Below are 26,149 nucleotides of genomic sequence, written 5' to 3' on the forward strand. Positions count from 1 at the left end.
GCGCCGCCCGCCTGCCGCCGGCTGCGCGCCGCCCGCCGGCTGCGCGCCGCCCGCCGGCTGTCTGCCCCCCTGTACGCGGCCCGCCGCCCGGGCGCGGTGTTCGGCTGTCCGCACGGCTCTGCTGATGCGCGCGGTGCTGGTCGTGGGTCAGGGCAGGCCGGCGGCTAGTTCACCGATGCGGGCCCACGCGGGGGAGGCGGCGCTGGTCGTAGCCGCAGCCAGGGCGGCTGTGGCCGGGTCGTTCGGCGGCGCTTCCTCGGCGGACCCGGCCTGGGACTCGAACCAGCGCCGCGTGCGTTGGGCCAGCCCAACCAGGCGCGGGTCGTCGGCCGACCAGTCGAACGCGGCGTCGTACTCCACATAGAGTTCGCAGAACTCCGGATCAGCGACGGCGGCCAACTTGTCAGCGATCCAGACCTCAGCCTGCTTCGGCGCCGCCGACTGCAGCATGATCCAGAGATCACGTTCGAGCCGAACGGTCCGTTCGCTGACCCCGATCTCCCGCAGGCGGCCGAGATAGTCGGCGACCTCGCCCGACACGAAGAGCCGATCCCCGCTTTGCAACTGAGCGATCCGCCGCCGCGCCTGCCGGATCTCCTCGGCCCGCGTGCGCAGATTCCGATCGATCTCGTCAACCGCCGCCGCGAACTCCTCCGCCCCCGCTCCGAGCAGCTCCCCGACCCGGGCCAGCGGCACCCCCGCCTCGGCCAGCGTCCGAATCTTGACGAGCTGAATCGCGTGCTCCGCCCCGTACCCCCGATATCCCGAGGAATCCCGCGGCGGCTCGGCCAGCAAACCGCGCTCGTGGTAAACGCGGACCGCTTTGATCGTCACCCCGGCGTACCCGGCAAGCTGCCCGATCGTCAGTAGCCGGCGCTCATCGCTCATGCCCCGCATCGTGTCAGCCCGCCGTGATCTCGTCCGCCCCTGACGGAACGCCTCGTGACCTGTCCGGCTCTCGATTATCGACTATCGCGAGTCTCCTCTCGATTATCGATTCGCGAGGGCGGTGCCGCCGCGTTGTGGGTGGTGCCGCCGGGTTACTGGTCATGCCGGTGTGCGGCGGGTCATGCGGCCGCCGGAGCTGCGGTAGGCCGCGTTGCCGTGATACGACACCAGGTAGTACGAGGGCAGCCCGTCCAGCGGAATGCCGTCCGGCGCGAAGAGGCCCTCACCGACCGCCACGTAGCGCATCGGCGGCGCCGCGAACGGGCCGCCCACGAAACCAGTGAAGATCCGCTTCTGGTCCGCGTCGGCCGGCTCGTAGGTCACCGTCTCTTCCAGCCCGCCGTCGACCACCCGCACGTCGATTTGCAGCTGATTCGAGCGATAAGTTCCCGCGTACGGCCGGAGGTCGATCTCCTGGGCCGTGTACCCGGCGTCCGGGGTCCCGTCGAGCAGCCACAACAGCAGCTCGTCGTGCAGTTCCAAAGCCCGGGCGTCATTCCCGTACGCCGCGAAGGCCAGCCCTCGGGCCGGCACGACGGCCAGCACCGCTATCCCGCCCGGCGACGCCCCCGTCATGGTCAGCACGGTCGTCCCCGCCACCTCCCGCAGCAGCCAGCCCAACCCGACCGGCGACGAGTCCGGCGTGCCGTTGTCCTGCTCGACCACCTGCATGCGCGCCACCGACTCCGCGCTCAGCACCGACGGCAGCTCCCCGAGATGCACCCGCCCGAAGGCCAGCAGATCATCGATGGTTCCGATCGCTGTAGACCCCGCCGGAGCCCAGGTCGGCGGCAGCATGAACATCTCGGTGGGCCGGGCGGCGCCGGTGGCCGGGTCCGGGAAGTGCCCGATCGCCGTGGACCGCAGGATCGCCCGCTCGGCCGACGTGCAGGCGGTGCTCATCCCCGCCGCCTCGAAGACTTCCCGCTCGAGCAGCTCGTGATAGCTGAGCCCGGTGACGACTTCGAGCAGCCGCCCCGCCACGATCATCCCGCCGTTCGAGTAGCTGACGTACGCACCCGGCTCGAACAGCTGCCCACATTCCGGGCCGAGTCGTTCCACGTACGTCGCGAGCGCCTCCCGCCCCGCCGCGTCCGGAAAGAAGAGGTCGGCGTCGATCCCGCTGCTGTGCGAGAGCAGGTGCCGCACGCGCAACCCCGGCACCCCGATCGATGGCAGATAATCGATTACCGATGCCTCCAGATCGATCGTTCCCCGCTCGACCTGCCGCATCACCAGCGTGGTCGTCATGATCTTCGTGATCGACCCGAACAGGAACCCGGTGTCCTCCCGCATGGGAGCGCCCGTCCCCAGGTTGGCCACGCCGTACGCCGCCACGCCGGCCTCGCCCCGGCGGTGAACGCCGGCCACGAACCCCGGCACCCCCGCCGCGTCACAGAACTCGGCGGCCCGCTTGCTGATGTGCTCGATTTCGTTCATGCACCGATCGTCGGACCTTGACCCTGGGGCAAGGTCAACCCCGAGCCACCAGAAAACCCAGCACAGCCATCACCACCCCGAACGGCGCCCGGCTCGCCCCGTCCGACCGACTCCGCGACGCCGATCGACGCCTTCACGCGCACCGAGCCGAAGCCGCGGCGCACACCGTCCGTCCGGTCGCGGATCTCGTCGGATTTCGAGGCCGGGATCGGGTGCGGGCCGGCCTGCGCCCCCGCCTGCAGCAGAGCGCTCAGCGCGAACGACCCGGTCAACACCGAGACACCGCACAACGCGACACCGTGCGGCACCACCCCGACCGAATGATCGGCCCTCGCAGCACCAGTAGCCAGATACGCATCCAGCGCCTGCGACGCCGACTCGGTCAACCCGCGCCGCCGCCGCAATCGTCCGCACCGCAAAGCAGGAGACTGGTCACCCGCAAGCTCGTAGGCGTCGCCCGGTCTGGGCACCACCGCGCGCGGCTTGGTTTGACGGAGGAGCGGCCGCGCGTATCTGCCGATGAAGTTGCACCTGATCCGGCCGGTTGGGAAATCACCAGAAGGCGGCGACTGTGGCCACCAACGCGACCGCTGACGCCGCGGCGCGGATGCGGTCGACGCGCAGGAGGGCCGCGATCCGATCCGGATCGTGCCGCGCGCCCAGCCGCGCGTGGGCCGGCGCCGCCGCAACCGCGGTGACGGTGAACGCCACCGCGGTCGCCGCCAGCGCCACCAGCGTCCAGGCGCTGGGGCCTGACCACAGCGCCCAAGCCCCGGTTGACACCAACGCGCCGTAGATGATGACGACAAGCCTGGTGATGGCCCGGGAATGAGCTTGGTGGGCGACCGGCCATTGCGCGGCGGGGACCTTGGCCAAGGCCGGATACACCACTGCCGTGACCGTCGCCTGGAAGCCGAAATGGGCCGCGGTCGACGCCAGCAGAGCGCTCTCGGAAGTGATCACGTCTGCGAGCGAATCATGCTCGACCACCGGGCCGCCCGGCGGAACGCGCTGATGACGCTCGGCTCAACTCCTGGGCCGTCTGGCGAGTAGGCCAACGCGTACAAAATGGGCATGGCCTATTGTCCGCACAGGCGGCGATCCGACTGTGCCGCGGCCGCCGTGTCAGGGGCCTCCCTGTTGAGAGTCAACGCGTTGGGACCAGCATTCAAGTGCCCAAGCCGGGGGCTGTCGCGGTGGTGATCGTCGTACCGTCCGTAGCGCGTGCGGTCAACCGGGCGCCGCCGACCGCGGTGCCCGGCGCCCAGATCAGGAACAGGTCGCGGTCGGTCGAGCCGGTGAGGGTGGCGCCGGACGGCAGTGACGCCGTGATCGAGCTCGCCCGGGCGGGCAGGCGCCCGATCAGCAGATGAGCCTTCAACACCGCGTCGGCCCCGCCGTAGAAGATGATCTTGTCTTGCGGTCCGTCGTCCGTCCTCGTGGCGAACGTCTCCTCCACCCCGGAAGCGCCGAGCCGGCAGGTGCTGATCCGCTCGTCGGGTTCGGAGACGTAGACGCGGATCTGCCCGTCACCGTCGCGGGCCACGAACCGCTGCTCCAGCCGGTCGGCGATCTCGCCGTTGAGTTCGGCGAGATCGCGCCGGCACGCCGCGCCCGCCTGCTCGTCGGTCAGCGGCCGCGCCATCTCGTCGGTGGTGGACGCGGCGCGGCACCCGGGCGCGGCGGCCAGGACCGCCAGGACAGCGGTCACCGTGGGTGCCCATCGACGGAACGAACTCGGCATGGTGGCTCCTCCAGGCGTCCGGCCACCCGGCATTCGATCACGAGCGGCTCCGCACTGTACGCCACCGATCTCCGCAGGCTCGATGAGCTGACGATGTCTTCACGGCCGGTCAGCCGAACAGGGTTCGGAAGTCCGTGCCGAAGAGCCCCAACAGGCCGACGACCGCGAGGAATGCCCCGACGATCACGGCAAAGGCCCGAGACACCTTGACCTGCGTGCTGTGGGCGGATCCCTTCCTGGCCCCGGGAGGAACGAACCGGCGGTTCATCACGATCGCGGTGATGCCCATGAGCAGCACGATGCCTGCGATGGCCCTGTCCACTCGTTTCTCCTCAGTACGCGCCGAAGGTGTTGCTGCGCAGGTGCCGATCCCGCCGCCCAGCCCGGACGTGCCGCCGGAGCCGGCAATGATCCCCCGCGCTGCAACCGGCTTCAGCGTGGCGTGGGGAGGAGGCCGGCGTCGATGGCGTCGAGGACTCGGGTGGCGCCGCCGGCGGCGGCTGCGCTGGAGTCGAGGGCGGAGGCGACGATGATGGTGCCTCCGCTGTCGGCGGCGGCTGAGCGGGCTGCCAGCTCGCTCGAAGCCGCCGGGATCAGCCACGGCGCCAGTTCGGTGAAGTAGCCGCCCAGCACCACGCAGGCCGGGTTGATGAGGTTGGCCAGGATGGCTATGCCGTGGCCCAGGTGGCCGCCCGTTTCGGTCAGGGCGGCCAGCACGTGGGGGTCGTCCGATTTGGCCAGGCGCTGGATCTCGTCCATGTGGGGGCCGAACTCCGAGGGCGACAGGGCCGTCTCGATCCCCACGTCGGGGAGGGCCCGCCTGATCACCGCGCCCACCCCGGCGTACGCCTCCAGGCAGCCCCGCCGGCCGCAGCCGCACGCGGGGCCGGCCGGGTCGAGGGGCAGATGCCCGAACTCGCCGGCGAAGCCCCGCGCGCCCCGCAGCAGGCGGAAGTCGCTGATGATGCCCGCGCCGATGCTGGCCCCACCGGTCAGATACACGAGGTCGCCCGCCCCCGACTGATCGCCCAACCTCTGCTCGGCCAGCACGGCCAGGTTCGCGTCGTTCTCGACCAGCAGGGGATAGCCCGGCTCGCCCAGCGCCGCCAGCAGAGATTTGCGTACGTCGACCCGTTGCCACCCGAGGCCGGCCGCGAGCTCGACCACGCCGTCCGCGTCGACCAGGCCCGGCACGGCGACCGTCAGGCCGAGGACCCGGCGGCCGTCGTGGGACAGCTTGGACACCGTACGCCGGGCCAGGGCCGCGAGGGCCGCTATCGCCTGGCCGGGCTGTCCCGCCGTACCGGTGAAGGCTCTTCGCCACGACAGCAGGCGCTCGCCGGCGAGGTCGAGCGCCACGGCCGTCAGGTAGTCGGTGTTGATCTCGAGGCCGACCGCGGCGTAGGGGGAGCCGTCGAGGACGAGCATCACCGCGGGGCGGCCGATGCGGTTCTCGGTCATGCCGACCTCGCGCACCAGGCGCCGGTCGATGAGGTCGGTGACCAGGCTGGAAACGGTGGCCTTGTTGAGGCCGGTGGTGGCCGCGATGTCGGCCCGGGAGCACGGCGCGTGGGTGCGCAGGTGGCGCAGCACGACGGCCAGATTGGTCGCCCGGACGTCGGCGAAATCGGCCGGTTGTGGCCCGTTCTCCCTGGTGAGCACCGACGACCCCCGCCCCACGAACATTCCCTCCGGCAGCGTACGGCACCGATCCCCGTCAGGTCTTGCCGGGCCGCACTTAGTTCGTTTACCGTCCCAACTAAAGACGGAGGAGTCAACGATGAAACTCGATAGAAGGCAATTGCTCGCGCTGACCGGGCTGGGGGCGGCGTCGTCGGTGCTGGCGGCCTGCGGCGACGCCAAGACGTCCAGCGGGCCCGGCACGACCACTCAGGACCAGCTGACCAAGCTGCTGCCGGCCTACACGCCGAACGAGCTCGTGAAGGCCGACATCCCCAGCGTCCAGGGCGCCAACGGCTTCTTCAGCAACCCGGCCTTCCTCAAATATCCGGCCAACCCCGTGACGACGGTGACGGGCGTGCCGGGCAAGGGCGGCAACTACACGACCATGACGCCGCTGTGGGGCGCCATTCCGTCGGCGAGCGGCAACGCCTACTACGCCGCCGTCAACAAGGCGATCGGCGCCACGCTCAAGCTGCAGCCGGCCGACGGCAACAACTACGACAAGGTTCTGCCGACGTTGTTCGCCGGGGACAAGCTGCCCGACTGGGTGCAGATCCCGGGCTGGAACATGGGCAACCTGGGCTTCGCCGACGCGGTCAACAAGTTCGCCGACCTGGGGCCCTACCTGTCCGGGGACGCCATCAAGGCGTACCCCAATCTGGCCGCCATCCCCACCAGCGCCTGGCAGTGCTGTATCTGGAACGGCAAGCTGTTCGGCCTGCCCGTCTACTACAGCGGCGCGACGATCGCCGGCACGCTCTTCCACCGCAAGGACATCCTGGCCAAGGAGGGCATCAACCCGGACGACATCAAGACGCCGGACGACCTGGCCGCTTTGGGCCAGCAGCTCACGAGCGCCTCGGCCGGCCGGTGGGCGTTCGACGACGTCTTCGACGCGATCGGCCAGATCTTCAAGTTCCCGGTCGACCCGAACCGCTGGGTCATCGACGAGGGCGGCAAGATCATCCACCGGTGGGAGACGCCGGGGCTGATCGAGGCGCTCAACTGGTACCAGACCCAGGCCAAGGCCGGGCACGTGCACCCGGACGCGCTGGCCGACAAGACCCAGGACGCCAAGCAGCGCTTCTGGAGCGGCAAGGTGGCCATCACCGGCGACGGTCCGGGCGCGTGGAAGGGCGACGACGCCAAGAGCGGCAAGGCGGCCAATCCGTCGTACGAACGTCAGGCCTTCAAATTGCTGTCGACCGACGGCAAGCCGCAGATCTGGATGAACCCCAGCGCCGGCATGTACAGCTTCCTCAACGCCAAGCTCAGCGGCGACCAGATCAAGGAGTGCCTGGCCATCGCGAACTACCTGGCCGCACCGTACGGGTCGAAAGAGTATTTGACCGTCAACTTCGGGGTCGAGGGCACCGATTACACGATGGTCGACGGCAACCCGGTGCTGACCGAGCGCGGCAGCAAAGAGGTGGCCACCACCTACCAGTTCCTCATCACGCCGATCAGCCCGACCACCGTCATCGCCGGGCAGACCCAGGTCGTCAAGGACTACGCCGCCTGGGAGGCCGACATGGTGAAGTACGCGGCCAAGCCCGCCTTCTACGGCATGAACGTCACCGAGCCCGCGCAGTACGCGAGCATCAACCAGCCCATGGTCGATCTGGTCAAGGACATCCGCTTCGGCCGTAAGCCCGTGTCGGCGTACCAGGAAGGGTTGAAGACCTGGAAGGCGCAGGGCGGCGACCAGTTGCGCGCGTTCTACGAGGACATCCGCAGCAAGTACGGCACGGGCCAGTGACAGCCCTCCACGAGGCGCCACCGGCTCTTCGGCCGCCGGACGAGAAGCCGGTCAAGAAGAGCCGGTTCAAGCGCGACCGCTCGCTGCTGCTCATGGTGATCCCGGCCGTGCTGCTGCTGATCGTCTTCAACTACGTGCCCATGTTCGGCACAGCGACGGCGTTCCAGCGCTACAGCATCTACGCCGGGTTCTGGCACAGCCCGTGGGTCGGCTTCGAGACGTTCCGGCAGCTGTTCTCGGATCCGCTGTTCTGGAGCGCGCTCGGCAACACGCTCATGCTCAGCCTGGTCCAGCTGGTCTTCTACTTCCCGATCCCGATCGCGCTGGCCCTGCTGCTGCACTCGATCATGAGCACCAAGATTCGTACGATCGTGCAGTCGGTGGTCTACCTGCCGCACTTCTTCTCGTGGGTGCTGGCCGTGACCATCTTCCAGCAGATGCTGGGCGGGGCCGGGGCGCTCAACCAGTTCCTGCGGCAGAACGGGCTGGGCACGTTCGACGCGATGACCAACCCCGACACGTTCGCGCTCCTGGTCACCTCGCAGGTGATCTGGAAGGAAGCGGGCTGGGGCATCATCGTCTTCCTGGCCGCGCTGGCCGCGATCGACACCCAGTTGTACGAGGCCGCGGCGGCCGACGGCGCCGGGCGCTGGCGGCGGCTGTGGCACATCACGCTGCCCGGCATCCGCGGGGTCATCGTGCTCATGCTCGTGCTGCGCCTGGGCAACGTGCTCACCGTCGGGTTCGAGCAGATGCTCATCCAGCGCGGTGCGGTCGGGCGTGATGCGGCCGAAGTGCTCGACACGTACGCCTACTTCTACGGCGTCGTGAACGCGAACTTCAGCCTCGGCGCAGCCGCCTCGCTGTTCAAGGGCGTGCTGTCGCTGCTCTTCCTGTTGGCCGCCAACAAAATCGCGCACCTGCTGGGCGAGGACGGACTGTATCGGCGATGACTGTCGTGACCCCGCCGGCGGACCCGAACCGCCGCAACCCCAACCGGCCCAACTGGGAAGAGCCGCCGACCGTGGCCGGGCAGACCGGCAAGGGCGTGGTGCTCTTCCTGGTCGTGGCCGTGGTCGCCATCCCGCTGTGGATGGTGCTGCTGACCAGCCTGTCCACCCAGAGCGCGGTCAACGAGGCCGGCGGCATGGTGCTCGTGCCCGACGGCATCACGTTCGCGGCGTACGAACAGATCTTCACCAATCAGCTGGTGATGCACTCGCTCGTGGTCAGCCTGGGCATCACGATCGTCGGCACGCTCATCTCGATGGTGGTGACGATCCTGTGCGCGTACGGGTTGTCCCGGCACGGCTCGTTCGCCCACCGCCCGATCCTGTTGCTGCTGGTGGCGACCATGTTCTTCAGCGGCGGCATCATCCCGACGTTCCTGGTCGTCTCGGCCCTGGGCGGGTACGACAGCTACTGGTCGATGATCCTTCCGACCGCGGTGAGCGTGTTCAACATCCTGGTCGTGCGCGCGTTCTTCTCGAACACCGCGCAGGACCTGATCGACGCGGCCGCCATCGACGGCGCGGGGGAGTGGCGGACGCTGTGGTCCGTGGTGCTGCCGACGTCACGAGCGGTCACGGCGGTGGTGGCGCTGTTCTACGCGGTCGGCTACTGGAACACGTTCTTCAACGCGCTGCTGTTCCTGCCCGACAACCAGAAGTGGCCGCTGCAGATGGTCATCTACACGTACACGTTGCAGGGCAACGCGATGCCCGGCTCGGGTCAGAACACGACAGGCCAATATTTCGGTACGCAGGAGATCACGCCCCTGGCCATCCAGATGGCCGTGGTCACGCTGACCCTGATCCCGATCCTGTTGGTGTACCCGTTCGTGCAACGCCACTTCACCAAGGGCGTCCTGCTCGGGGCGATCAAGGGATGATCTCGTCAGCACGCCACACCTCCTGTTCCCCGCGGTCAGCCCTCATCAAGGAACAACGATGATCTGGTCAGCACGCCAATCCCCCTGTTCCGCGCGGCCGAACTGCTCATGAAGGAACAGCGATGATCTGGTTCGGCGGTGATTGGAATCCGGAGCAGTGGCCGTCGTCGGTGTGGCTCTCTGACGTGGAGCTCATGCGCCGGGCGCACGTCAACCTGGTGACGGTCGGCGTGTTCTCTTGGTCGCGGCTGCAGCCGACCCCGGAGAAGTTCGAGTTCGGTTGGCTCGACGAGGTGCTCGATCTGCTGCGGGACAACGGGATCGGGGCCTGCCTGGCCACGCCGACCGCGTCACCGCCGCCGTGGTTCACCGACGGGCTGCCGGTGACGGCGGACGGTGTCGCGTTGACGTACGGCTCGCGGGACACCTACTGCGTCAACGCTCCGGCTTATCTGGAAGCCAGTTCGCGTATCGCTTCGGCGCTGGCTTCGCGCTACGCGGACCATCCGGCGGTGCGGATGTGGCATGTTCACAACGAGTACGGCACGACGTGTTACTGCGAGCATTGCGCGGTCGCCTTCCGGGGGTGGCTCTTCCGCGCGTACGGGGATCCGGAGGCGCTCAATGCGGCCTGGGGCACCGATTTCTGGTCACAGCGGTACGCGTCGTTCGCCGAGGTGCGGCCGCCCCGCAAGACCCAGTATCTGAGCAATCCCGCCCACGTGCTGGACTACCGCCGCTTCGTGTCGGACGCGATGCTCGACCACTACGTGCGGCAGCGCGAGATTGTCCGACCGTCGGGCAAGCCGGTGACAACGAACTTCGCCCTGGGCGGCTGGGTGCCGGTCGACCACGCCCGCTGGTCCCGCGAGGTCGACGTCGTGGCGGTCGACGACTACCCAACCTCGGTCGCCGGCCACCTCGACGACCGCGCCTTCGTCGCCGACCTGGCCCGCGGCTGGGCCAATTCCGCCGGCCCGCCCAATTCCGCCGGCCCGCGAGCTTCTGCTGATGCGTACGCCGGAGCTGGGCCTGATGGCATGGCCGGGGTGGCTGGGGGCAGGCCGTGGATGGTTATGGAGCATGCGCCGGGTGCTGTGCTGGAGCAGGGTGTCGTGCGGGCGCTGGCCGAGGGCGAGGCGATGGCGGCCGCCCAGGCCTATGTCGAGCGCGGAGCCGTCGGCGTCATGTACTTCCAGTGGCGGGCCAGCCGGAGTGGCGCCGAACAGTGGCACCCGGCGGTCGTGCCGCACGAGGGCCCGGACACCCCGGTCTTCCACGAGATCGCGGCCGTCGGCGCCGCAATCGTGGGCCGGATGCCGGAGAGCCCCGCCGATACCCGTGCACTGTTGTATGACGAACAGACGATGTGGGCTTGGCAGTCCCCGCACCTGCCCACGAACCAGATCGACTACGAGGCGACCTGCCGCCGCTGGCACCGCGCGCTCGGCTCGCCGGTCGACGTCCTTCCGGTCGACGCCCCGCTCGACGGCTACCGGATGGTGGCCGCGCCGCTGCTCCACCTCATGTCGGCGGCCACCCACGCCGCCCTGCGCTCCTACGTCCGAGCCGGCGGCACACTCGTCCTCACCTTCGCGTCCGCCCTGACCGACGAACATTGCCGGGTCACGCCGCAGGCCCTCGACGACCTGCTCGGCGTCCGGATCGTCCGCCGTCGCCCCGGGGACGGTCACGTCTGGCTCGACGAGGTCGAGCCCACCACCGCCAAGGTGCAGCTGCGCGACCCCGAAGACCGGCCGCTCGTGACCGAACACTCCTATGGCGAGGGCCTCGTCCGCTTCCTCGCCACCGACCTGCCCGACCTCGACCCCTGGCTCACCCCGGCCCGCTGACTTCGACTCGCCGCCGGCCGTCCGAGCGCAGCTCATCCAGAACGGCGCCGTCGGCGGTCGGCCGAGCGTGGCTGGACCGGACACGACGCCGTTGGTGGGTGGCCGGGTGCGCGCTGGTCCATTGACAGCACGGGCTGGGGCCCGGTCGGGTGCGCTCGTGCAAGCCTCGCTCTGCGCATTCGTGGGAGCGGATGGTCCAAAACGGCAGCGTCGGCTCGTGCCGGGTCCCGCCACGCCGACCACGCAGATTGTCGGACAACCGGACAATCAGACGGTCAGATGGTCGGACCTCGTTCAGGTGGTTTCGGTCAGGGTGAAGGCGTCGGTCAGGGTAACTGTGCGGCGCATCGTGGCGATGGCTCGGCTGGCCCGGCTCTTCACCGTGCCGGTCGAGCAGCCCAATTGCGCCGCGATCTCTTGTTCCGAGAGGCCGGCCCAATAGCGCAGCACGAGCACGACCCGCTGGCCGGGTGGCAGTTCGCGTAGGGCGGCCAGCACCACCTCGGCGGTGTCGTGACGGTCGTATGCGTTCCCGGCGGCGGCCCGGTCCGGTGGAGCGGCCGCCGGAAGCTCGCGCCGCCACATCCGTCGGCCCGCCCGCCAGGCCGCGCGGGCCATCACCTGGCGGGTGTACGCCTCGGGGTCGCCGCCGGCCGGGAAGCCCAGCCGTTGCCAGCCGCGATACGTCTTCACGAGGGCGTCCTGGGTCAGGTCCTCGCCGTGCCCGAGGTCGCCGGTGAGCAGCGTGCCGTAACGGACCAGCGCCGGATAGCGGGCGCTGACGAACTCGGTGAACCCGGGCGGTGCCGTCCCTGCGTTCACTTCTCGATCCCGATCAGCCTTTGGGGCCAGGTGAGTCCGGCGGGCGCGGTCGCGGCGTTCGGTTCTCGACCCCGAGCAGCGTTTCGAGCGCGTTGAGTCCGGCGGGCGCGGTTCCGGCGTTCAATCGCGGTCCCGATCCGCTCTTCGGGCCCGGTGAGCCCGGCGGGTACGGTCGCGGCGTTCACTTCTCGATCCCGAACAGCGTTTCGAGCTCGGTCACCGCGTCGTTGCTGAAGTGGACGCGGCCGCCGAGGGACGACACTGCCTCCTGGCAGTGGGGGCCGAGGGCGACGACCACGTGGGCCGTTCCGATGTCGAGCCGCAGGCCTTTCTGAGCGGGGCCCGCGCAGGCCTTGTTGTCGGGCACGGCCTTTGTCTGGTCCCGCAACACCCGTACGACCTCGAAGATTTTGGCTGTTTCTGTGGTTTTGCCGTGCCGGACGGAGTCCTGGTCGGGGGCGATCAGCTCCGCGACGGCCGGGACGTCGGGCACGAGCAGGCGGCCGGCGTCGATCGGTTCGGTGCGGATGGTGGCGAGGATCCGCTGGGTGTCGGCGAGGCTCATCCGGAAGAAGACGGTGGTGCGGGACCAGGGCAGCACCAGGTGCAGGTCGTACGCGCCTCCGATGGTGTCGGCGGCGGAGATCCGGTTCGACAGCCAGGCCGGCTCGCCACCCGGCAGCGTCATCGAGATCGGCGGTGCCGCGACGAGACCGTCCTCGGCCACGAGACCGCGCGCGGGAGCCGACATCTCCTCGTCCCGGACCGACACGGTGATGGCGGCGAGACGGCAGGCCGGCGCCGTGTCCTCCGGGATACCGTCCAGGCGGTCGGCGATGAGGATGGTGCGCTTCGAGTCGGCGCACGACCGGTCGCGGGTCTCGGTGGCGGCCTGCCAACCGGGCGGCACCGGCAGGCGCAGGCCACCGGACACCAGCACTCCGTCAGCGAAGTGCGGCACCGGCAGTGGCCGGTCGGGAACGGCGACCGGAACCGGCGGATCCTTCTGCAGCTGCGGCACGACCAGCCCACCGCCGGCCAGCACAGCCAGCACCGCGAATCCGCCGGCCACGAGCGTCCGGCGCCGCTGGGCCCGTCGGCGCCGGGCGACGGCCGCCGCCGGGTCGAGCGTGCGCGGCTCCACCCGGGACACCGCCTCGTCCAGCAGATCTTTGATGCGCTCGGTCATCCCGTACCCCAATTGGTCTTTCGCCTGTGAAGCCCCGACATCCTCCTCAAAGACATCGACCGTCCTTTCGGTTCCCCGTGTGTCCGGACGAAGCTGATACGTATGCAGAAGCGGATCGCCGTCGTCGGGGCGGGCATCGTCGGGGCCGGCATCGCCTATGAGATCGCGCGGGCCGGCGGCGATGTCGTGCTGGTCGACCAGGGGGAGCCCGGGTCGGGCGTCACTGCCCGTTCGTTCGCCTGGATCGGTGAGCCCCGCGACGGTGATCCGGTCGACGCGAGCACGCCCCTGCGGCGGGGTGCGCTGACCGACTGGCACCGCTGGGAGGACGAGGTGCCCGGCGTTCGGGTGCAGTGGCGCGGCGCGTTGCTGTGCGGCGAGGACGGTGACGCCGACGCGTCGCAGCTCGAGCCTCACCTCCGGCAGCCGCCTCCGCGTTCCGTCTTCCTGGAGAGCCACGGCGCCGTGGATCCCGTCGCCGTGACGCGAGCCCTGGTGAGCGGGGCCCAGAGTTACGGAGCACGATTGTCAACGCATACACCCGTCTCGCCGGCGGCGGTGCGGGCCGGCCTCGACGCGGACGTCGTGGTGATCGCCGCCGGAACGGGTGCTCCCGCGCTGCTGGGACTCGAGCTGCCCGTGACATCGTCGCCCGCCCTGCTCGTGCGCTTCGCGGCGCCCCCGGGTCTGGTGCGCACCATTTTCGTCACCCCGGACCTGGAGGTTCGTGAGGCGGCCGAGGGCGAGTTGCTGGTCGCTGCCGCCGGCGACACGCGAGATCCGGGGCCGGAGATGCTGCGGCGCCTCACCGCCACCTTCGACGCCCCCGGCGTGCGGCTGCTGGACGTGCGAGTCGGCGCGCGCCCCATGCCGGCCGACGGAATGCCGCTGATCGGTCCCGTCCCGGGCCTCGAGCGGGCCTACGTGGCCGTGATGCATTCCGGCATCACCCTGGCCCCGAAAGCGGCCCGGCTCATCGCCGGCGAGCTCGTCGACGACACCGAAGCCGACGAGCTGGCCGGGCTGCGTCTCAGCGCCGCACCTCGATGATGGTCCGGCCGGCGGCCCGGGTCACGAAGGCGTCGGCCGTCTCTTCCAGCGGCCGCACCGCGCCGACCACGGGGGCGAGGACGCCGGCGCTCACCCGCTGGGCCAGTTCGGTCAGGCGGCTGCGGTCGGCCTCGACGATGAAGAAGATGGCCTCCCCGTTCTGGGGCCGGACGGCCGGCGGCTCCGGGATCGTGACGATGCGGCCGCCCGGGCGCAGCACCTCCAGGGACTTCATATAGATCTCGCCCCCGATGACGTCGAGGACCAGATCGGCTTCCTCGCCCTTCTCCCACGGGTCGTGCCGCAGGTCGAGGAAGGCGTCCGCGCCGAGGTCGAGGGCCTTGTCGCGGTGGTCGGTGCGGCCGGTGGCGATCACCCTGGCCCCGGCGGTGCGGGCGAGCTGGATGGCGAGCGAGCCGACGCCGCCGGTCGCGCCGTGGACGAGCACCGTCTGGCCGACCTGGAGGCGGCCGTGATCGAAGAGCGCCTCCCATGCGGTGAGCCCCGAGACCGGGAGCGCGGCGGCGGTGACGAAGTCGACGGAAGCGGGCAGGGGCGCCAGATTGCGGGCCTCGACCGCCACGTACTCGGCGAGCGAGCCGTTACGGGTCCAGTCGGTGAGGCCGAAGACCCGCTGGCCCACAGTCAGGCCGGTAGTGCCGTAACCCAGCTCGGCCACGATCCCGGCCACCTCGTGCCCGGGCACGCTCGGGGTGCGGTCGTGGCCGTTGCGGTCGGTCCAGGTGCCGGGCCAGTCCAGCTCGCCGGTGGTGAAGCCCGCCGCGTGCACTTCGACCACGACATCGTTCTCCGACGGCTTCGGATGCTCGATCTCGGTCAGGGTCAGACCCCGGGCGCCCGCGTCACGGTCGGTCACAGTTATGGCTCGCATGTCCCCACTCCCTCATCGTCGAGGCGGCCAACAGTTCATTCTGTGCGGCCACCCCGACGACGGGAACGCCAAGTGGTGCGGACCTTCCCGTGCTCGGTTGCTACAGCGACGGGAACGCCAGGTGGGGCAGACCGGTCAGGTCGCGTACACCTCCACGGCTGAGAGCTGGCCGGCGGGCCAGCCGCTGTTGGCAGTCACGGTGACCCGGACAAAGCGCGCCTGGGTCGAGGAGCCGCTGACCGTCACCGTGTTGCCGGCGGCCGGGTCGAAGGCTCGGGCCGCGGCGGCCGCGAAGGTCGTGAACGAGGTGCCGTTCGTGCTGGTGGCGACGGCGATCGTCTGCGAGCGCGAGCCCCAGCCGGGCGGCAGCTTGAGGGCGACCCGGCCCACCGCGGTCGTCGCGCCGAGGTCGACCTGGATCCACTGCGGGAAGGCGTTGTTCGTGCTCTCCCAATACGTTCCGGCCTCGCCATCCACGACATTTCCCGGCGCGTACGACTGGGTGTGGCCACTCGAGGAGGCCGGCTTGCCCCGGGCGAGGTCGCCGGCCGGTGGCGGTGGCGTGCTTTCCGCGTACGCCTGTAGTTGCGCGAGCTGAGCCGCCGGCCACCCGGTGTTGGCCGCGAAGCTCAGCCGAAGGTAACGAACCGTGGCATTCGACAGCGTGACTGTCGAAGTGTTCCCGGAGGCCGGATCGAACACATAACCGGCCGGCCCGGCCAGCGTGGTGAAGGTCGTGCCATTCGTGCTGCCCTGCACCGTCAGGGTCTGCGTGCGCCGCTCCCAACCCGCAGGCAGCCGCAGCACGAGCCGGTTGACCGCGTGCCCGGCGCCCAGGTCGACCTGGAACCACTGCGGCAACGCGCCCGAGCTCTCCCAGTAGGTCGAGGTGCTGGCATCGACCGCGTTAACCGCCGCGTACGGGCCGTTGACGCTGCTCGCGGTGGCCGGCTTGCCCGCGGCGAGGTCGCCGGTGGGCGGCGGGGGAGTGCCGGTGACGGGCGGGGTCGGCCGGACGGCGGTGAGGGCGAGCTGGCCCTTCAACATCCGGCCGCCGTCCTGAGTGATGCGCAGGTAGTAGTCGGACGAGCAGAACGTGCCGTCCTCGTCGAGCGGCCGGATCCCGCTGCCGGCCGGGACCGAGGCGGCCGTCTCGGCGGTCTTGGCGATCTGGTTGCCCTCGTTGAACTCGTCGAACATCGACACGTAGAGGCCCTGAGCGCCCAGTTTGATCATGTTGTAGAGGCTGCGCCAGTAGAAGTCGCCGTGGTGGCGGGCGCCGGTCGAGAGATCACCCGGCAGCACACAGGGCTGATAATCGATCCCGTACGCGTTGCAGTCGGCCTGATCGGCCGTGTTCACATTGGCCAGGAACCAGTCGAGCCCGTCGAGTGTGCCGGTCCGCCCGACCATCCACGGCGAGATCATGTTGAACGCGTGGTAGACGTCGGAAAAGCCGGTCCGGCTGTCGTTCTTGCCCTCGCGCCAGTACGTGGGCACGCCGCCGATGACGTAGCAGCCCTGGGCCTTGAACCAGTTCACGACGTCGAGGCACGGGCCCGGGGCGAACGGGCGGGCGTCGTCGGAGAAGCCGAAACCCCAGATGCAGACGACCGGCTTGCCGTTCTGCCGGGCATACGCGGACGACGCCGTGTGACTCGACATCCTGGCTGTCCAATCGGCCTTGATCTCGCTCTGCATCGCCGTCCAGCTCGTGACGTCGTACATGACGTAGAACTTGCGGCCGGTGGCCTCGGCCGCCGCCCGCACCTTGACCGTCATGGCGTCGCGGGTCGGGCCCTCGTCGCCCATCGGGTTGAAGCGCTGCAGCGCGGCCGTGTCGATGCCGTACGTACGCATCCACTGGAAGTGCGTGTCGACTGTCTGCTGGTCATACGAAGAGAACAAAGTCGCAGGTCGGCCGTCACCGAGGTTCGGGTACGCCGTGGGGTAGGCGTGGGTGAAGTCGCGCATGTCGGGCCACGACACGATCGTCGTGTTGGTCGGCGAGGGCGGCTGGAAGCGGTCACGGCTCCAGTGCCACCAGCCGCCGATCGGCGCACCGTCGCCCGGGCACGAGAACCAGCCCTGATAGCCAACGCTGATCTTGCCGACGACGTCCCCCGGCGGCGACGCCGCCGAGGCCGGACCGGGTCTGGCGAGTAACGCGGCCGCCGAGCCGAGGGCCGCTGTGGACAGAAGGGTGCGACGCGAGACGGGCATGGGGAACTCCTGTCGATCCGGGGGATGCGGGGAACGGATCGACGGTCATCGTGACAGTTCCGTTCACGAGAACGCAATACTTGAACCATCGCCTGAAATAATGCGACCGTTAGTCGATGCTCGCTAATCGATTCGCGGTCCGATGGATCGACTCGGCGGTGCCAGGGGCTTTGGTCCCGGGTGGACGGGCACTGACGCTCTGCCCTCGACGGCCGCGGCTGCTCGAGATGGCCCGCGACGCCGAACTGCTCGTGGTGGGCAATCCCGGCCGGAGCGGCCTGGCCGCCCTCCGGCCGGACTCCCTGAGCCGCCGCATCGCTACCCATGCCCCCGGCTCGGTAGTCCTGGTGCGCGCCCACTCGGCCCCCGAGCAGGTGAGCCGGGAGCACAGCCGGTGCTGATCCCCGGTTATGAGGGCTCGATCCGCACGTCGGCGACGCCGGGGACGGTTCGGGCCAGGACGGCCGCGATTTCTCGTTCGGTGGAGTCGGTGAAGGCGCCCGACACCGTGGCCGCGCCCTGGTGGACCGTGGCCGTCCAGCGGCCCCGGGCGTACTCGTCGAGGCGATGTTGCACCTCGCGGACCAGGGTCTCGTCGGTGCGGACCATCGCGCGCAGAATGTCGCGGCGGCTGACTATGCCGACCAGGACGTCGTTGTCCAGCACAGGCATGCTGCGGACGTCGTACATCAGCATCGTCTCGGCGACCTCGGCCAGGTCGGCGTCGGGCCGGGTGGTGATCGGGGAGCGTGACATCACCTCGGCCACCTGACCGGGGCGGATGGCCGGGGCCGCGGGCCGGCGACTCAGCTGGGCCGTCGGGTCGGCCGGCACCCGGCGCCACAGCAGGTCGCCCTCGCTGACGATGCCGACCAGGTGGCCCGAACCGTCCACCACCGGCAGCGCCGTCACCGCGCGGGCGGCCATCAGCGCCGCCGCGTCCTCGACCGGGGCGCCGGGCTCGACAGTGTGCACGGGGCTGCTCATGATGTCCTTGGCTCGCACCACTTCAGCATCGCGCTTGGCGGCCGCGTGGGGCAGAGGCCGAAGTCCCGCGGTCGCATGACAGGCTGGGCCGTGTGAGCGCACCCGTGGACGTGGACCTGGCCCTGGTCGGAGGGGGTGGCGCGGCCTCGCTCGTCCTGGCCGCGCTGGGCCGGTACAACCCGGGCGTACGAGTGGCGATCGTCGACCCGGTGCACAAGCGCGGTCAGGATCGTACCTGGGCGTTCTGGGGCACTCCGGGCACGTTCCTCGACCCGCTGCTGAGCGCGACCTGGTCCGAGGCTGACGTCGTGACCCCGGCCGGCCGCCGGGTGCTGCCGCTCCAGCCGCTGCGGTACGCGATGTTGCGCTCGGCGCCCCTCTACGAGCTCGCCGGTCAGGCCGAGAAACTGCTTTCCGCCGTACGGGTCACCGAGCGCGCCGAGCAGGCCGTCGACGACGGTTCGCGGGTGGTGATCAGCGGGCCCGACGGCGAGCCCCTGGTCCGCGCGGCCTGGGCGCTCGACTCGCGCCCGCGTCCACCTCGGCGGCCCGGGCGCACGAGCTGGCTGCAGCACTTCCGGGGCTGGTGGCTGGAGTCGGACCGCCCGGTGTTCGACCCCGGCCGGGCCGTGCTGATGGACTTCCGCACGCCCCAACCGGCCCGCGGAGTGTCGTTCGGTTACGTGCTGCCGGTCAGCGACCGGTTCGCGCTCGTCGAGTACACCGAGTTCTCCCCGGCCGTGCTCAGCAGCGACGAGTACGACGCGGCGCTGCGCGGCTACGCCGACCTGCTCGGCCTCGACCTGGGCGAACTGCGGGTGCGCGAGATCGAGGACGGCGTCATCCCGATGACCGACGGGCCGTTCGACCCGCACCCGTCGCCGCGCGTGGTACGCCTCGGCACCGCGGGCGGCGCGACCCGGCCGTCGACCGGGTTCACGTTCTCGGCCATGGCCCGCCAGGCCGACGACATCGCGCAAGCGGTCGCCGCCGGTCGCCCGCCCGTGCCGTCCCCGCCGTACCCGGCCCGGCACCTCTGGATGGACGCCGTGCAGTTGCGCGCGCTCGACCGGGGCCTGGTCGACGGGGTCGCGTTCTTCGACCGCCTGTTCGCCCGCAACCCGGCCGAGCGGGTGCTGCGCTTCCTCGACGGCACCACGACCCTGCGCGAGGACCTGACACTGATGTCGTCGACCCCGCTCCTGCCCATGACTCGAGCCGCCTTCGGCGACGCGATCGGCCGCCTACGGCGCTGATGCCGTGGTCAGCCGGTCAGGCCGACGGCGGTGAGGCTGGACTGCCACAGGCGGGCGGCTCGGGCCGGGCTGGTCGAGCGCGGACTGGCCCGGAAAGGCGCCCGCCAGGCGAAGTAGCCACCCGGAACGAGGGCCGCCGGCTCGGTGGCCAGCCAGGTCAGCGTGTCGGCGCCTTCGTCCGGACCGCGGAAGAGCAGCCGGGCCACACTGAAAGCCGGGCTGGTGCTGCCGAACCCGCTGCGGATCAGGCCCGGGAAGTAGGCCGTCGGCACGATCCCGTACGACGCCCAGCGCCGGGCGGCCTCGATCGTGAACAGGATGTTGGCCTGTTTGCTCGCCCCGTAGGCCAGCCAGCGCAACTGCTGCCGCCGACCGGGCCGATCCACGTCCAGCGCACCCCACGCCTCCGCCGCCGAAGCGGTGGTGATGATCCGAGCGGGAGCCGCAGCCCGCAGCCGATCGAGCAGCAGATGCGTCAGCAGGAAGCCGCCCAGATGGTTGATCTGCATCGTCGGGTCGAGGCCGTCCACCGTCAGCCGGCGTGCGCCCGCCAGCCTTCCCGCATTGTTGGCCAGCACGTGAATCTGTTCGTGCTCGGCCGCTATCCGCTCACCGGCAGCGCGCACTTCATCGAGTACGGCGAAATCCGCCCGATAGGTCGGCGGCGTGCTCCCACCCGCCGCGCGCACCTCGTCCGCCGCCGCCGCGAGCCGCCCCGGGTCGCGACCCAGCAGGATCACCCGATCCCCACGGCGAGCCAGGGCCACGGCGGCCGCCCGGCCGATCCCCGAGCTGGCGCCGGTCACGACCACGGTTCGAGGCATGGGTCGACCCTATCGATCATGATGGAGGGGTGACGAGACTTGCGGCGATCGCCGGGGCGCTGGCGGTGACCGCGGGCGCCGTCGTCATGTTGGTCGCGTTGGTCGCGCCGCCAGGCAGCTGGTGGGACGGCTATGTCAGCGAGGCCGGCACGGCCGGTCAGCCGTACGCCGTTCCGTACCGAACCGGTCTGGTCGTGCTCGCGGCGGGTGTGGCCCTGGTCGGCTGGGCGTTGCGCGACCTGCGCCTGGTCGGCGGGAGCCTGTTGCTCTCGTCGGTGCTGGCCGCCACCTCGGGCCTCGTCGCGTGCAGCGACACGTGTCCGCTGCCGCCCTACGAGCCCGCCACCGCGGCCGACATCATCCACGCCTCGGCCAGCGTCCTCGGCATGATCGTGCTGGCCGGGGCGATGGCCGCCGTCTGGTGGGCGAACCCACGCCCCGCGCTGACCCGGCTGGCCGCCGTGGGGGTGGTGCTGATCGTCCCGGTCGGCGCGGCGCTCGGCCTGACCATGCTGTTCATCGGGCGCAGCGACTTCGGCGCCTACGTCGAGCGCCTCGCGCTGGTGATCGCGGTCGGCTGGCTGGTCGGCTCGGCCCTGGTCGTGGCGCTCAGCCCGGCCCGTCGACGAGTGCCCCGGCCGACGTCGTGACCGCGATCGTGTAGCGGTTCTTGCCGGCCGCCTTGGCCGCGTACATCGCCTCGTCGGCCGCGTGGATCAGCTGCTCGGCGTCGGCCGGTCCGGCATCGGCCACGACCACCCCCACACTGCAGCTGATGGTCACCGGCTGGCCGTCGATGTCGAACGGCGCGCGCAGGCTGGTCACGATGCGCTCGGCGAACGACGTCGCGGCCGGGGTGGCGGCCAGGATGGCGAACTCGTCGCCGCCCAGGCGGGCCACCGTGTCGCCGGTGCGGGCGCACTGGGACAGACGGCGGGCCACCTCGACCAGCAGGCGGTCGCCGGCGCTGTGGCCGAGGCCGTCGTTGACCGCCTTGAAGCCGTCCAGGTCGATGAAGAACACGGCCCGGGGCTGGTCGGGGGCGGCCTGGTCGATCCGTTCCCGGAACAGGGCCCGGTTGGGCAGGGAGGTCAGCGCGTCATGCATGGCCAGGTGGCGGAGCTCGTCCTCGCGGTCGAGGAGCCGGGCCTCGACGGTCTTGCGCCGTTCGATGTCGTGGCGCAGCAGGGCGGTCGCGTCGGCCACCCGCTTCAGGGCGCGGCGGCGGGAGTCGGCCAGCACCCCGGTCAGCAGGGTGACCAGCAGGCCGATGCCGAGGGTGGCCAGCGGCAGCCGGCGATCGGTGTCGCTGATCAGGCGCTCGGTCGGCTGGATGTTCAGCTGCCATTCGCGTTCGCCGACGACGACCGTGCGGACCCGGCGCAGGTCCGGATCGCGCAACGTGGCCGCGGACGTCTTCGTGGAGGCGACAGCGGTGGCGGGCGTTCCGCTCAGGTCGCTCAGCGTGACTTTGACGAGCTTTCCGGCGTACGTCTGAAGGGTTTCCTCGACGAAGTCGCCGCCCCGCATCGACAGGAACATCCAGCCCAGAAATTCCCCGGCGGCCGGTGTGCCCGGGGTTCCGGTGACCGGCGCGGCCAGGACGAACGACTGCTGGCGGTGCGTGAGCGGCAGATCGCGGTCCTTCAGCAGGATGTACGGGTGACTGGCCGTGACCTGGCCGCTGGCGCGAGCGAAGCGCAGCGCGTCGGCCGGCTCGATGGCCTGGGTGATGTCCCGTCCGGCCGCGAACGGGATGTGGTCGAGGGAGCGGTTGAAGATGAGGTACTGGTGCTCGTAGGCGTCACCGACGGTCTGCAGCCGCAGATTTGTCGCACCGTGTCCTCGCCAGTAGCGCTGCACCTCGGCCGTCTCGTCGGCCCGGGCCGGCACGATGAACCCGACCATGCTGGCTCCGGGCAGCCGGGAGCGGCTCAGGCGCGAGGTGATGGCCTCGAAATCGGTGGCGTTGAACTGGGTCTGCGAGCCGACGGCCACCGCCATGTCGGCCAGGGTCTCGGTGTATCGGGCGGCCTCGTTGGCCACCGCGCGCTGGATGGCGTCGGCGTTGTGGTCCATCAGCAGCGAGGCTTGTTGCCGCTGCACCCGGGACACCCCGGCCATGGCCGCCACCGAGGCGGCCGTCCCGCCCACCAGCACGGCCAGGACCACGGCGATGCCGATCCAGCGGCTCAGGCCGGTTGCCTTCATGCGGGCGGTCCTCGGGGTCGCGGGCGGGCGTCCCCTACTTAATCGGCGGGAAGAACCGCCGTATGAGGGTGCCGCCCGTAGCGGCACCCTCGAAAACGGTCAGACCAGGCCGTTCTCCGTCAGCCAGGCCTTGGCCACGGACGCCGTGTCCTGCTTGTCGACCTGAACCTTGGCCAGCGTGGTGGTCAGGTTCTCGGTGGTCAGCTTGGCCGAGACGGCGTTGAGCGCGCCGCTCACGGTCGGGTTGTTGGCCGTCGTGCGGATGAGCGGGATGATGTTCTCGGCCAGGTACAGGCTCTTCGGGTCCTCGAGGACGACGAACTTGTTGACCGTGATCGACGAGTCGGTGGAGAAGATGTTGCCGACCTGGATCTGACCCTTGACCAGCGCGTTGACGGTCAGCGGGCCACCGGCGTCGAGCGGCTTGAACTCCTTGAACTTGACCCCGTAGACCGCCTCCAGGCCCTTGAGACCCTGGTAGCGCTCCTGCCACTCGGGGCCGGCGCCGATGACGAGGTCCTTGGCCACCGGCTTGAGGTCCTCGATCGACTTGAGGCTGTACTTGGTCGCCGTCTCCTGGGTGACGGTGAGCGTGTCCTTGTCCTCGGCCGGGGACTGCTCGAGCACCTCGGTGCCCGCGGGCAGCACCTTCTTGAGCGCGCCCAGCACGTCCTCGGGCTTGCTCACACCCTCGGGCGCGCCACCCGGGGTCAGCGCCGACAGCAGGGCGCCGTTGTACTCGGGCAGCAGGTCGATCGAGCCGTCCTGCAGCGCCTTGAGGTAGAGCTCGCGGGCGCCGATGTTGAACTGCCGCTTGACCTGCACGCCCTTGGCCTCGATGGCCTGCGAGTAGATCTCGGCGAGCAGCTCGCTCTCGGCGAAGTTGGCCGAGCCGATGGTGATGGTGCCAGGGGCGGCGCTGCCGCCGCCGTTGTCGTTGGCCAGCGGGTCTTCGTCGGCGCCGCAGGCGGTGAGGGCAACGGTGAGAGCCAGGGCGGCTGTCACTGCGGTGAATCGACCGAAACGCATCATCAACGAACCTTTCATCGGGATACCCGGAGACCGGGCGAGACGATCCAGCGCTGTGCGAACGCCAGAACCAGATCGAGCAATACGGCCAGCACCGCGACGACAATGGCGCCGGCCAGCACACGGGAGTAGTCGTTGACGGCCAGGCCGTCGATCAGCAGGCGGCCCAGGCCACCCAGGCCGACCGCGGCGGCCACCGTCGCCGTGGCCACCACCTGCAGGGCGGCGCTGCGGAAGCCGCTCATCAACACCGGCAGCGCCATCGGCAGCTCGACGCGGGTGAGCACCTGCCACGGCCGCATGCCGACCCCGCGGGCGGCGTCGACGACCCGCTGGTCGAGCGAGCGCAGACCGGCGTACGCGGAGGTCAGGATGGGCGGGATGACCAGGACGGTCAGGGCGATCAGCACCGGGAGCAGACCCAGCCCGAGCAGGGTCACCATCAGCATCAGCAGGCCCAGCGTCGGCAGCGAGCGCCCGGCGTTGCCGGCGTTGATGGCGATGAACGAGCCGCGGCCGGTGTGCCCGATGTAGAGGCCGATCGGCAACGCGATCACGGTGCCGATGGCCAGGGCCAGCACGACGTACCAGAGGTGGGAGAGCAGCAGCTGCGGGATGCTGCCCGAGGTGCCGAACTCCCAGTGCGCCGCGTCGAACAGGTAGTCGAGGTTCATGCCCGGCCCCCTTGGAATCGGGTCCACGGCGTGACCGCCCGCTGGATGATCACGATGATCAGGTCGGCCACGCCCGCCAGCAGCACCGAGAGGATGACGCCGACCAGGATGGGCTCGAGGTAGAAGAGCTGGAAGCCCCGGGTGAACAGCTGCCCGAGACCGCCCACGCCGATCAGCGCGCCCACGCTGACCAGGCTGATGTTGGACACCGTGGCCACCCGCAGACCGGCCAGGATGACCGGGAGGGCCACCGGCAGCTCGACGTCGATCAGGCGGCGGAACCGGCGGTAGCCCATGGCGGTGGCCGACTCGGTGATCAGGTGGTCGACCGAGCGCAGACCGTCGGCGACCGTACGGGCCAGCAGCGCGACGGTGTAGATGGTGAGCGCCACGACGATGTTGAGCGGCGACAGGATCTTCGTGCCCAGCACCACCGGCAGGAACACGAACAGGGCCAGCGACGGGATCGAGTAGAGCACCCCGGCCACGTTGACCAGCGGGTGGTAGAGCCACGGGAAGCGGACACCCAGATAGCCGATCGGCAGCGCGATCAGGAACCCGAGCACCACCGGGAGCAGCGCGAGCCAGATGTGCTGCCGCAACGCGGTCAGCACGGCGTCGGAGTTGTTCTGCAGGTAATTGATCATCAGCCGCGCCGCGCCGCCAGGTAGTCGGCCAGGTCGTGGTGGGGGGTGATGCCGTCGGCCTTGCCGTCGCCGTCGACCCGCACGGCGATGCCGACGGGGGACAGGATGGCCAGGTCGGCGACCAGGCGCAGCGTGTCGGCGCTGGTGAAGGTGCCGCCGGTGGGCCGCACGTCGTCGGCGCCGGTGCGCCAGCCGACCGGGCGCCCGGCCTCGTCGAGAACCAGCTCCGCCGGTACGGGAAGGACCGGAAGTTCGGCCGCGGTGTCGAACGAGAGGCTGCGCAGCCCGCGGTCGCGGCCCACGAACTCGGCCACGAACTCGTCGGCCGGGTCGGCCAGCAGCTCCTGCGGGGTGCCGACCTGGGCCACCACGCCGCCCTGACGGAAGATCACGACCACGTCGCCCAGCTTGATGGCCTCGTCGATGTCGTGCGTGACCATGGCGATGGTCTTGCCCAGGTCTTGCTGCAGGCGCAGGAACTCGCGGTGCAACTGCTCCCGGACGACCGGGTCGACCGCGCTGAACGGCTCGTCCATCAGCATGACGGGCGGGTCGGCGGCCAGGGCCCGGGCCACGCCCACGCGCTGCTGCTGGCCGCCAGAGAGCTGAGCGGGGTAGCGCTTGGCGAACTCGGGGGCCAGGCCCACCCGCTCGAGCAGCTCGAGGGCGGCGGCGCGGGCCTCACGGCGGGTCTTGCCCAGGAGCACCGGCACGGTGGCGACGTTGTCGAGGACCGTACGGTGCGGGAAGAGGCCCGCGTGCTGGATCACATAGCCGATGCCGCGGCGCAGCAAGGCCTCGTCCTGGCCGGCGACGTCCTGGCCGTCGATGAGCACGCGGCCCGAGGTCGGGCTGATCATTCGGTTGATCATGCGGAGGGAAGTGGTCTTTCCGCAGCCTGACGGCCCGACGAACACCGTAGTTTTGCCGGTGGGGAGTTCGAGCGAGACGTGATCGACTGCGGTGCCGCCGCCGGGATAGACCTTCACGACGTCATCGAATGTGATCATGGCGCTCCAGGCTAGCG

Annotated in this window: 26 protein-coding genes; 8 read left to right on the forward strand and 18 right to left on the reverse strand. The window is 70.3% G+C overall.

Going from position 1 to position 26,149, the window contains the following annotated elements; all coding sequences use genetic code 11:
- Window positions 1–147 precede the first annotated feature (147 nt).
- From M1L60_RS26340 to M1L60_RS26370, 7 genes are all read right to left on the reverse strand, one after another.
- A complete protein-coding gene (locus M1L60_RS26340) occupies window positions 148–888 on the reverse strand; it encodes a MerR family transcriptional regulator (protein ID WP_253240204.1) in 741 nt (246 codons plus the stop codon).
- A 159-nt stretch (window positions 889–1,047) separates the two neighbouring features.
- Window positions 1,048–2,388, reverse strand: a complete 1,341-nt coding sequence (locus M1L60_RS26345) for a serine hydrolase domain-containing protein (protein ID WP_253240205.1) — start codon at window positions 2,386–2,388, stop codon at window positions 1,048–1,050.
- On the reverse strand, window positions 2,385–2,774 hold the full coding sequence (locus M1L60_RS26350) for a hypothetical protein (protein WP_253240206.1): 390 nt from the start codon (window positions 2,772–2,774) through the stop codon (window positions 2,385–2,387). The genes M1L60_RS26345 and M1L60_RS26350 overlap by 4 nt, the downstream gene beginning before the upstream one ends.
- A gap of 166 nt (window positions 2,775–2,940) precedes the next feature.
- On the reverse strand, window positions 2,941–3,351 hold the full coding sequence (locus M1L60_RS26355; protein ID WP_253240207.1) for a hypothetical protein: 411 nt from the start codon (window positions 3,349–3,351) through the stop codon (window positions 2,941–2,943).
- A gap of 205 nt (window positions 3,352–3,556) precedes the next feature.
- Window positions 3,557–4,132: a hypothetical protein gene (locus M1L60_RS26360; RefSeq protein ID WP_253240208.1), complete on the reverse strand. Its 576-nt coding sequence runs from the start codon at window positions 4,130–4,132 to the stop codon at window positions 3,557–3,559.
- Window positions 4,133–4,241: 109 nt separating this feature from the next.
- Complete coding sequence (locus tag M1L60_RS26365; protein ID WP_253240209.1) at window positions 4,242–4,454, reverse strand: hypothetical protein; 213 nt, start codon at window positions 4,452–4,454, stop codon at window positions 4,242–4,244.
- A 110-nt stretch (window positions 4,455–4,564) separates the two neighbouring features.
- Window positions 4,565–5,812, reverse strand: a complete 1,248-nt coding sequence (locus tag M1L60_RS26370; protein ID WP_253240210.1) for an ROK family transcriptional regulator — start codon at window positions 5,810–5,812, stop codon at window positions 4,565–4,567.
- Between the two features lie 100 nt (window positions 5,813–5,912).
- Here M1L60_RS26370 and M1L60_RS26375 point away from each other — a divergent pair, with 100 nt between their 5' ends.
- The 4 genes from M1L60_RS26375 (at window position 5,913) to M1L60_RS26390 (ending at window position 11,318) form a co-directional block, all read left to right on the forward strand.
- Window positions 5,913–7,574, forward strand: coding sequence for a type 2 periplasmic-binding domain-containing protein (locus M1L60_RS26375; RefSeq protein ID WP_253240211.1), 1,662 nt, complete (start codon window positions 5,913–5,915; stop codon window positions 7,572–7,574).
- On the forward strand, window positions 7,571–8,527 hold the full coding sequence (locus tag M1L60_RS26380; RefSeq protein ID WP_253240212.1) for an ABC transporter permease: 957 nt from the start codon (window positions 7,571–7,573) through the stop codon (window positions 8,525–8,527). Before M1L60_RS26375 ends, M1L60_RS26380 begins: the two co-directional genes overlap by 4 nt.
- On the forward strand, window positions 8,524–9,465 hold the full coding sequence (locus tag M1L60_RS26385) for a carbohydrate ABC transporter permease (protein ID WP_253240213.1): 942 nt from the start codon (window positions 8,524–8,526) through the stop codon (window positions 9,463–9,465). The genes M1L60_RS26380 and M1L60_RS26385 overlap by 4 nt, the downstream gene beginning before the upstream one ends.
- Window positions 9,466–9,587: 122 nt before the next feature.
- The gene (locus M1L60_RS26390; RefSeq protein WP_253240214.1) at window positions 9,588–11,318 is read left to right on the forward strand and encodes a beta-galactosidase; all 1,731 of its coding nucleotides are present in this window, start codon (window positions 9,588–9,590) and stop codon (window positions 11,316–11,318) included.
- Window positions 11,319–11,612: 294 nt separating this feature from the next.
- Here M1L60_RS26390 and M1L60_RS26395 read toward each other — a convergent pair whose 3' ends face one another.
- Both M1L60_RS26395 and M1L60_RS26400 read right to left on the reverse strand, forming a co-directional pair.
- Window positions 11,613–12,140 (reverse strand): SigE family RNA polymerase sigma factor, encoded by a 528-nt coding sequence (locus M1L60_RS26395; protein WP_253240215.1) that lies wholly within the window; start codon window positions 12,138–12,140, stop codon window positions 11,613–11,615.
- Between the two features lie 181 nt (window positions 12,141–12,321).
- Complete coding sequence (locus M1L60_RS26400; RefSeq protein ID WP_253240216.1) at window positions 12,322–13,329, reverse strand: hypothetical protein; 1,008 nt, start codon at window positions 13,327–13,329, stop codon at window positions 12,322–12,324.
- A gap of 102 nt (window positions 13,330–13,431) precedes the next feature.
- Here M1L60_RS26400 and M1L60_RS26405 point away from each other — a divergent pair, with 102 nt between their 5' ends.
- Entirely contained in the window at window positions 13,432–14,379 is a 948-nt protein-coding gene (locus M1L60_RS26405; protein ID WP_253240217.1) for an NAD(P)/FAD-dependent oxidoreductase, read from the forward strand.
- On the opposite strand, the gene M1L60_RS26410 is transcribed toward M1L60_RS26405, so the two are convergent.
- The gene (locus M1L60_RS26410) at window positions 14,360–15,271 is read right to left on the reverse strand and encodes an NADP-dependent oxidoreductase (protein ID WP_253240218.1); all 912 of its coding nucleotides are present in this window, start codon (window positions 15,269–15,271) and stop codon (window positions 14,360–14,362) included. The genes M1L60_RS26405 and M1L60_RS26410 overlap by 20 nt on opposite strands.
- Before the next feature lie 135 nt (window positions 15,272–15,406).
- A complete protein-coding gene (locus M1L60_RS26415; RefSeq protein ID WP_253240219.1) occupies window positions 15,407–17,494 on the reverse strand; it encodes a glycoside hydrolase family 99 protein in 2,088 nt (695 codons plus the stop codon).
- A 116-nt stretch (window positions 17,495–17,610) separates the two neighbouring features.
- Between M1L60_RS26415 and M1L60_RS26420 the strand changes: the two genes are divergently transcribed.
- Complete coding sequence (locus tag M1L60_RS26420) at window positions 17,611–17,895, forward strand: universal stress protein (RefSeq protein ID WP_253240220.1); 285 nt, start codon at window positions 17,611–17,613, stop codon at window positions 17,893–17,895.
- 7 nt (window positions 17,896–17,902) lie between these two features.
- Here M1L60_RS26420 and M1L60_RS26425 read toward each other — a convergent pair whose 3' ends face one another.
- On the reverse strand, window positions 17,903–18,499 hold the full coding sequence (locus M1L60_RS26425) for a CBS domain-containing protein (protein ID WP_253240221.1): 597 nt from the start codon (window positions 18,497–18,499) through the stop codon (window positions 17,903–17,905).
- Between the two features lie 65 nt (window positions 18,500–18,564).
- Between M1L60_RS26425 and M1L60_RS26430 the strand changes: the two genes are divergently transcribed.
- Complete coding sequence (locus tag M1L60_RS26430; protein WP_438862156.1) at window positions 18,565–19,737, forward strand: lycopene cyclase family protein; 1,173 nt, start codon at window positions 18,565–18,567, stop codon at window positions 19,735–19,737.
- 8 nt (window positions 19,738–19,745) lie between these two features.
- Here the strand turns inward: M1L60_RS26430 and M1L60_RS26435 are convergent, their stop codons facing one another.
- Window positions 19,746–20,561 carry an SDR family NAD(P)-dependent oxidoreductase gene (locus M1L60_RS26435; RefSeq protein ID WP_253240222.1) on the reverse strand — a complete coding sequence of 272 codons (816 nt, stop codon included), beginning with the start codon at window positions 20,559–20,561 and terminating at the stop codon, window positions 19,746–19,748.
- A gap of 29 nt (window positions 20,562–20,590) precedes the next feature.
- Between M1L60_RS26435 and M1L60_RS26440 the strand changes: the two genes are divergently transcribed.
- Complete coding sequence (locus M1L60_RS26440) at window positions 20,591–21,211, forward strand: DUF998 domain-containing protein (RefSeq protein ID WP_253240223.1); 621 nt, start codon at window positions 20,591–20,593, stop codon at window positions 21,209–21,211.
- Here M1L60_RS26440 and M1L60_RS26445 read toward each other — a convergent pair.
- From M1L60_RS26445 to M1L60_RS26465, 5 genes are all read right to left on the reverse strand, one after another.
- A complete protein-coding gene (locus M1L60_RS26445; RefSeq protein ID WP_274622905.1) occupies window positions 21,171–22,772 on the reverse strand; it encodes a sensor domain-containing diguanylate cyclase in 1,602 nt (533 codons plus the stop codon). The genes M1L60_RS26440 and M1L60_RS26445 overlap by 41 nt on opposite strands.
- A gap of 99 nt (window positions 22,773–22,871) precedes the next feature.
- Window positions 22,872–23,804, reverse strand: coding sequence for an ABC transporter substrate-binding protein (locus M1L60_RS26450; RefSeq protein WP_253240224.1), 933 nt, complete (start codon window positions 23,802–23,804; stop codon window positions 22,872–22,874).
- A gap of 11 nt (window positions 23,805–23,815) precedes the next feature.
- Window positions 23,816–24,475, reverse strand: a complete 660-nt coding sequence (locus tag M1L60_RS26455) for an ABC transporter permease (protein ID WP_253240225.1) — start codon at window positions 24,473–24,475, stop codon at window positions 23,816–23,818.
- Entirely contained in the window at window positions 24,472–25,122 is a 651-nt protein-coding gene (locus M1L60_RS26460; protein ID WP_253240226.1) for an ABC transporter permease, read from the reverse strand. Before M1L60_RS26460 ends, M1L60_RS26455 begins: the two co-directional genes overlap by 4 nt.
- Window positions 25,122–26,132: an ABC transporter ATP-binding protein gene (locus M1L60_RS26465; protein ID WP_253240227.1), complete on the reverse strand. Its 1,011-nt coding sequence runs from the start codon at window positions 26,130–26,132 to the stop codon at window positions 25,122–25,124. Before M1L60_RS26465 ends, M1L60_RS26460 begins: the two co-directional genes overlap by 1 nt.
- Between the last annotated feature and the right edge of the window lie 17 nt (window positions 26,133–26,149).

Origin of the sequence: Paractinoplanes aksuensis, assembly GCF_024137025.1 — a bacterium.
In the GTDB taxonomy this organism is placed as follows: Bacteria; Actinomycetota; Actinomycetes; order Mycobacteriales; family Micromonosporaceae; genus Actinoplanes; species Actinoplanes aksuensis.